The 6,603-nt window shown below is 63.9% G+C and carries 7 protein-coding genes; 4 read left to right on the top strand and 3 right to left on the bottom strand.

All coding sequences use genetic code 11. The features are described 5' to 3' along the window. Positions 1-127 precede the first annotated feature (127 nt). Positions 128-322: a LysR family transcriptional regulator gene (locus ACFE71_RS14350; protein WP_375429445.1), complete on the top strand. Its 195-nt coding sequence runs from the start codon at positions 128-130 to the stop codon at positions 320-322. Between the two features lie 51 nt (positions 323-373). Here ACFE71_RS14350 and ACFE71_RS14345 read toward each other — a convergent pair whose 3' ends face one another. Both ACFE71_RS14345 and ACFE71_RS14340 read right to left on the bottom strand, forming a co-directional pair. After that, positions 374-3,226, bottom strand: a complete 2,853-nt coding sequence (locus ACFE71_RS14345; protein WP_375429444.1) for a PAS domain-containing protein — start codon at positions 3,224-3,226, stop codon at positions 374-376. Positions 3,227-3,595: 369 nt separating this feature from the next. After that, the gene (locus ACFE71_RS14340; RefSeq protein WP_375429443.1) at positions 3,596-4,054 is read right to left on the bottom strand and encodes a DUF1810 domain-containing protein; all 459 of its coding nucleotides are present in this window, start codon (positions 4,052-4,054) and stop codon (positions 3,596-3,598) included. A 431-nt stretch (positions 4,055-4,485) separates the two neighbouring features. On the opposite strand from ACFE71_RS14340, the gene ACFE71_RS14335 reads away from it, so the two are divergent. Beyond that, positions 4,486-5,076, top strand: coding sequence for a sigma-70 family RNA polymerase sigma factor (locus tag ACFE71_RS14335; protein WP_375429442.1), 591 nt, complete (start codon positions 4,486-4,488; stop codon positions 5,074-5,076). A gap of 7 nt (positions 5,077-5,083) precedes the next feature. Here the strand turns inward: ACFE71_RS14335 and ACFE71_RS14330 are convergent, their stop codons facing one another. Then, on the bottom strand, positions 5,084-5,539 hold the full coding sequence (locus ACFE71_RS14330) for a response regulator (RefSeq protein WP_375429441.1): 456 nt from the start codon (positions 5,537-5,539) through the stop codon (positions 5,084-5,086). Between the two features lie 235 nt (positions 5,540-5,774). On the opposite strand from ACFE71_RS14330, the gene ACFE71_RS14325 reads away from it, so the two are divergent. Together ACFE71_RS14325 and ACFE71_RS14320 are read left to right on the top strand one after the other, a co-directional pair. After that, positions 5,775-5,984: a hypothetical protein gene (locus tag ACFE71_RS14325; RefSeq protein ID WP_375429440.1), complete on the top strand. Its 210-nt coding sequence runs from the start codon at positions 5,775-5,777 to the stop codon at positions 5,982-5,984. Between the two features lie 73 nt (positions 5,985-6,057). Beyond that, positions 6,058-6,330 (top strand): hypothetical protein, encoded by a 273-nt coding sequence (locus ACFE71_RS14320; RefSeq protein WP_375429439.1) that lies wholly within the window; start codon positions 6,058-6,060, stop codon positions 6,328-6,330. The last annotated feature ends 273 nt before the right edge of the window (positions 6,331-6,603 follow it).

Genomic DNA, 6,603 nt, shown 5'->3' with positions numbered 1-6,603 from the left:
GCGAGGGGCTACGTCGGCTCCGGGCTACGCCCTGCGCCGCCGTAGCCCCTCGCGACTCTCATCTTGATTGTCGCTGCGCTCGCATCCTGATTGTCGCGCTGCACTCGGCCATCTAGACGAGCGGCACGTGGGCCGCGGCGCTGGCCGCCTGAACCTGTCGCCCTCGGCAGTCAGCCATGACCTTGGCCGTCTGCGCCGGCTTTTCGACGATCCGCTTTTCGTGCGCACGCCGCGAGGCGTCACGCCTACGGCCAGAGCTGATCACTTACAGGAGCCTGTTGCGGAGGCCTTGGGCCGACTAAGAGCCCGACCGATAATTTAGTTGAGTGATTTCAGCAGCTGCGTGCGTTCTTAAACGCCGTTGTCACACTTATTATTCAGACGTCCGTTGAAGTCCCGAAATAATTTCCGCGAGCTCACTTTGACGAAACGGTTTCGTAAGTCGTGGGAAATGTGGTGCGATGCCCTCGATCTCGGCGTAGCCCGAGACAATCAGAACGGGCAGGTCCAAACTGCGCTCCCGAACCTCGCGTGCGAGTTCGGCGCCGCTCATGCCCGGCATCAGATGATCGGTGATGACCAGATCGACGCCGTCCGCGTCGAGCAGGGTTAGCGCCTGCTCGGCCGAACTCACCTCGATTACTTCGAAACCCATGTCTGTCAGCATGTCACTGGTGCTCATACGGACGAGATCCTCGTCGTCGACGAGAAGGACGCGACCACGCGATGTCGCTGTCGAAGGCGACGATCCCACGCCGTTCCTGACCTCGGGAGCACCCAGGCTTAAGGGTAGCCATAGCTCGATCATCGTCCCGCGCCCGACCTTGCTGTCGACCGTGAGGCCGCCGCCGAGCTGCGCCGCCAGGCCATGCACCATGGACAGGCCGAGCCCGGTGCCCTTGCCGACCCCCTTCGTCGAAAAGAATGGCTCGACTGCCCGCGCCAGCGTCTCAGCATCCATGCCCGTTCCGGTGTCGGCGACCCACAAGCGCACATAATGCCCCAGTCTCAACCCGGCAGCATCTGCAACCCGCACGGAGTCTCGGCTTGCGCCGATGGTCAGCGTGCCACCGTCGGGCATTGCATCGCGCGCGTTCACGCACAGGTTGAGCAGCGCCATCTCAAGCTGGTTCGGGTCGGCATTCGCGGGCGGCAGGCCGTCTGCAAGATCAAGCCGGACATGGATGTTGGGCCCGACCGTGCTTGCCACCAGGTCAGCCATGCCGCTCATGAGGGCGGTCAAGTCGACCGCGACGGGCTGTAATGGCTGTCGGCGGGCAAACGCCAGCAGCCGCTGCACAAGCGTCTTCGCGCGGTCGGCCGACTGCAAGGCGCCGTCGATCAGGCGACGTTCCCGGTCGGTACCGACCCCGCGGCGCAGGAGCATGTCGAGCGAGCCGATGATGGGTGTCAGAAGATTGTTGAAATCGTGGGCGACCCCGCCCGTCAGCTGCCCCATAGCCTCCATTTTCTGGGCCTGACGCAGCGCGGTTTCAGTGGCGGTCAAGTCCCGGGTACGCTCGGCGACTTTGTCTTCGAGCGTCGCATTGAGGTGCGCCAGCGCGGCGGTCTGTAGTTTTTGGTCTTCAATGTCGGTGTTGGTGCCGACCCATAGCTTGATGCGGCCATCAGCGGTGGTGACCGGGTCTGCTCTCACGAGGAAATGGCGGTAAACGCCGTCGGCTCGCCGGACCCTGAACTCGGCCTCATATCGCTTACCGGTCGCGAGAGCTTCGGTCCACGCCTTGCTTGCCACTTGGAGGTCCTCAGGATGGACGGCCGCCGTCCAACGGGCGCCATCGAGGGTGCCCAGCTCACCACCACAATAGGCGTACACCTGCCCGTTGAACCAATCGAGGTAGCCGTCCGGTCGACTGCTCCATACGTGGATAGGCATGAATTGCGCGAATACGCGAAACCGTTCCTCGCCCTCGCGTTGCAGCTCGTGCGCAAGCATCTGTTCGGTGACATCCTCGGCGATGCCGACGACGCGGCGCGCTCCCGTATCGGGGTCGGCGGTAACGTAGGCCCGATCATGGATATGTCGGACCTGTCCATCGTCGAACACCAGCCGATACCGCACCACGCTGTCCTTGCCCGCGCGCTGCAGGGCGAGCGCGCGATCGGTACGGTGGCGATCATCGGGATGCACGCGTCGCATGTAGGCCAGCGGATCCGCGTGAAGCTCGTCGCTCGCTTGGCGCCAGATCGTTTCGTAGGCCGGGCTGACATAGGACATGCAGCCTTCTTCAATCTCGAAAACGTAGAAGACGTCGTCGATCGTTTCGGCAAGCTGGCGGAACCGTGTCTGCGCCCTATTCGCGTCGGTTATGTCGGTATGAATGCCGACCCACTCGCGAATCTGGCCGGCATCATCGAGTACCGGAGCCGCCCTGATTGCGAAGCGCCGCCAGACGCCGTCGCGACGCTTAACACGGTGCTCGAACAGGAACTGACGGCGGTTTGAGACCGCTGCGTTCCAGGCCTCGATCGTCGGCTGCGCGTCGTCGGGATGGACCGCCGAGGCCCAGCCATAGCCCTGATACTCGGCCTGACTCTGGCCAGTGAGCGCCCCCCAGCCGTGCTGTTCCCCGTTCATCCGTCCCGCGGCATCGTTGGTCCACAAAACGCCGTTGGTTGCCTCAACCGCGGCTCGAAAACGCGCTTCACTGGCCCGTAGGGCCGTTTCGTTCCGGCGCTGTTGATCGATCAACGCCTGTTGCTCGAGGGCGTACTTGTCCCTTGCCGCGGCTTCCTCCCGCATGCGAACAAGGTCGGTGACCTCCTCGACACGGTGGATCACGAGGGTGACCTCGCCATTGCGCCCGAGCACGGGCGTGTTCACCGGGCTCCACCATCGGTCGACGAACTCACCCGCGGCGTTGCGTAGGGGGTATAGCTGAAGCGGCATCGTGTCGGCCTTTCCGGTCGCAAGCACACGCTGCAGCGAAGCAGACAGGTTCCGCACGCCCGTTGCCTCGGGATCGTCTGGATCGTCCGGGAAAGCCTCGAACAGTTTTTGTCCGACAATGTCTTCGCGCTTGATTCCCGTGATCTCCACACGCGCCTTGTTTGCGGCGACGATGGTCCAATCGGGCGGCGCGACCACAAGAAGCGGGGTCGGCGTTGCGTCGAACAGCGCGTGATGATCCAGCGTCACGTCGGCTGTGCTGAAGCGGCCTACACCCCGCTTCTTCTGCGGCTCGAGTTCCGTCGGTTGAAGCAAGCTGCTCCCAAGCATTCCGCCAACACGTGCGGAGGGGGCAGCGTGGGTTGGGTCGTCGGATCGCGATCCTGCCTCGTTGTCCGCCATCTCGCCCCCTTGCAGCGCCATAGCTGTAGCTTCGGCGCCCGCGACGACCTTCTAGCGTAACGACACTCATGAGCAAGTCACAACGGCCTCCGTAGGCTTGCTCTACACCGCGCCGGCCTCAAAGGTCCGTGCAATATAGATCAGGACTGTCCGCCTGGTGAACGCGCTCGCCCTAACCTGCTGTTCTGCTACGCGCCAATCGAAGCCACAATCCACAACCTGAACGTGTAACTGATTTCGGTTAGCTCGAGAGTTGCTTTGAACGTCCGTCCTTGGGTCCAATCAGCCCCCAACCGCCACACCGGCACTAGTGATAGCGACTGTCCTCCTGTCTTTTTCGCCTCGAAACCAGCGCTGAAGCGCATCCGCGAACAGCGGTTCGTCAGGCGCTGCTTCGGCGAACAAGGTGAGTGAGGAGCGGAGATTGGCTGCGTCCAGGGGTCCGAACACCGCCTCTGCAGTCGTGCCAACTAGATCCTGGAGGACGGCCACGCTTTCCCGGTACCTTGCACCGAGCAACGGATGGTCAAGGTAGGCCTGAGCTTCCTCCATCGCGCCGATCGCGTAGTGGCGCGACATCTCGCTCGACCCCAAACCCGCCACTTGGGGAAAGATGTACCACATCCAGTGACTCGTCTTGGAACCCCGCGTCAGCTCCGTCAGCACGCGCGCATAGATCGCGTCCTGCGCAGAGATGAAGCGATCAAGATTGAACCGATCAGCGTCGGTGGTGCCTGTCATGCGTACAAATCTAGGGTACGGGTGGTACAGCCGCCAAGGGATGAAGTCGGGTGTCAGCTCGGGGGCTGCTTGCCAAGGGCAGATGGAGGTGGCGGGCCGACTGCGGCGGGTCACAGACGGAAAGCGTGGAAGTGGCCGTTGAACCGGGATGAACAGACGGCCGGTTTCGAGCAGAGTTCAGGCCGTGGCGAACGTCTGGTTCTGGGTCAACCTCAAACTTCCCGCGGCAGCAACTCCACCATCATACCTCTCTATCCGCGTTCGCCCCGGTGTTAACTCACCATGGAGACGAACCGGCGCAAAGACCCGTTCGGGCGTACCTGGGGCAGGCCCCGAACATCGTGAGCCAAGCGTTGCTCCGCGATGCCATAGCAGCCGAGGAGCGGCTTATTCCGAGCGCCTATTACCTTCACCAAGCCCCGACCCACCCTATGCCTGACGACGAGTTCGGGGCCGAGTTGATCGAGCAGGTCGTGACGCTCAGAGCCTACGCGCGTCGGTTGGCGGGTTCGGCCGCAGACGCGGACGACCTGTTGCAGGACACCATGCTTCGGTGCTGGACGGCGCGCGCCAGCTTCACGCCCGGGACCAGCCTGATCGCGTGGGGGCGGACGATCATGCGCAACCGGTTCCTGACCGGCCGGCGACGCGCGCGCTTCCAGGCCGACATGCCCGGGGACGCGATCGACCGGATGCTGAGCGTGACGGAGAACCAGGAGAACGTCGTCGACCTACGTGACGTCGGGTGGGCGCTGACAGAGCTCGCGCCCGACCAGCGCGAGGCGGTGCTGCTGGCGGGCGAAGGCGTGTCGATGGGGGACGCAGCCGACCGGCTCGGCATCCCGGAGGGGACGTTCAAGAGCCGGGTCGCGCGCGGCCGGACCCGGCTCAGACTGTTGACCGAGGAGCCGGGCACGCCGTTGTTCTCCGACCGGCCCACGCTCGAGCAACCCACGCCCGATCGGGTCCGAATGGAGCCGCCGAGGCCCAAGCGCGACTGGACGGGCGTGATGATCGGCTAGCGCCGGTTTAGTCGGCTAGTGCGAGTTCCATCCGCCGGGCGACCGAGCCCATGCAGTAAGGCTTGGCCTCGATCGGCGCGAACGCGCACAGCTCTCCGGCCAGATCGGAAGTCCGGGCGGCCCCGGAGGCGAGAATGACGGGCAAGCCAGGAAGCGTTGCGCGCACCCAGCGCGCGAGATCTAACCCGTCAAGCTCGCCCGGCATGTGGACGTCGGAGAACACCAGGTCGACCACGACGTCGCGCGCTTCGAGCAGCGCCATCGCCTCATTCACGTCCATCGCCTCGATCACCAGAAACCTGTGGTCGCGCAGATAGTCGGCAACGACAAAGCAGATCATGGGCTCATCCTCGACGAGGAGGATGCAGGGAGGCGGGCTACGCATACGGACCAAGTCGATGCATGGTTGATCAAGATCAATCGAACCGCACGGCAGCAGGTTACGTTCCGCGGCTGGACGCATTGGTCCGCTCTGCAACGTGTTTGGGCGTCGGCGTGACATTCCGGCGACACGGGACCGAATTGACAATTTGGCGTCAGACCATGCCCGTTGGCGGCGCGGCGCTGCACCGTGACGGCCAGCACACCGGTGGCGTCACCGATCCGGGTGAGCAGCGCGTCGGCTTCCTACATGCGGTTGCCAGGCCATGGGACTAAGCCGGTGATGGCTCGTTGACGCCCCTCAACGAAGGATCAGTATGATGGACTGGCGCAGAATCGACGAGGCTGGCGTGCCGATCAACCGGCCTGTTCTGGTTCGCACGGCAGAAGGGGAGGAGCCGATCGTTGCCTTTCTCAGCGCGGAGGCGATCTGGCACTCCGGCGGGGCGCTCGTGCAGAACTCGTCCACGCTACTTGGCGCGACTCCGATCGAGTGGTGCGAACCGGACGGGCAGGCGCGCTTGTAGCCACGACCAATCGCCTCCGCGCCATAGGCGAACGGGCCACGCGTCCCCACATTAAGATGAGGAGGACGGCACCATGAGCACGACCGGGTTCGACCTTATCGCCGACGGGATCGACGCCAATCTGGACCACCTGCACAAGCAGCGTTGGACGCAGCGCGCGGCCGAGCTGCACGCGAAGGCGGATCGCGCCGAGGACGAAGCTAGTGGAGCCGGCGAGCAGGCCCGGCGAGCGCTACGCGACCACTATGCCGACCGGTTCCGGCCGGAGACGAGCTGCATGGAGCTTCTGGACCAAGCCTCGGCGAACTACACGGCGCAGCAGCCCAAGGCTCCGTTGGTAGTCTAGCCGCAGGCGCTACCAGTCGTGTTCGTATATGGCCGCCCAGAGGATGACAGAATGGTCCGTATAATCGAGCAGATCAAAGCCGGGATGTCGCAGGAGCAGCGGACAGCAGTCGATCGCCGTACTGCCGAGCTAATCAGGCAAGTGGAGGACGGTCGCATCGTATCGAACGTGCCAGTCCAGGAGCCAAGCAGCCCGGGCGACGACCATCGCTGAAAGCTTTGCCTGTAGCGCGACGATCTGGATGAGAAGCGAGCGGCGATCAGGATGAGAGCT

The organism is uncultured Sphingomonas sp. (assembly GCF_964237155.1).
Taxonomy (GTDB): Bacteria; Pseudomonadota; Alphaproteobacteria; order Sphingomonadales; family Sphingomonadaceae; genus Sphingomonas.
This window is presented reverse-complemented; position numbering and strand designations above follow the sequence as displayed.

Bases quoted from the DNA above. Each gene is read 5' to 3' on its own strand.
- ACFE71_RS14340 (WP_375429443.1), bottom strand. From the start codon at position 4,054: ATGACAGGCACCACCGACGCTGATCGGTTCAATCTTGATCGCTTCATC.
- ACFE71_RS14335 (WP_375429442.1), top strand. From the start codon at position 4,486: ATGCCTGACGACGAGTTCGGGGCCGAGTTGATCGAGCAGGTCGTGACG.
- ACFE71_RS14330 (WP_375429441.1), bottom strand. From the start codon at position 5,539: ATGCGTCCAGCCGCGGAACGTAACCTGCTGCCGTGCGGTTCGATTGAT.
- ACFE71_RS14325 (WP_375429440.1), top strand. From the start codon at position 5,775: ATGATGGACTGGCGCAGAATCGACGAGGCTGGCGTGCCGATCAACCGG.
- ACFE71_RS14320 (WP_375429439.1), top strand. From the start codon at position 6,058: ATGAGCACGACCGGGTTCGACCTTATCGCCGACGGGATCGACGCCAAT.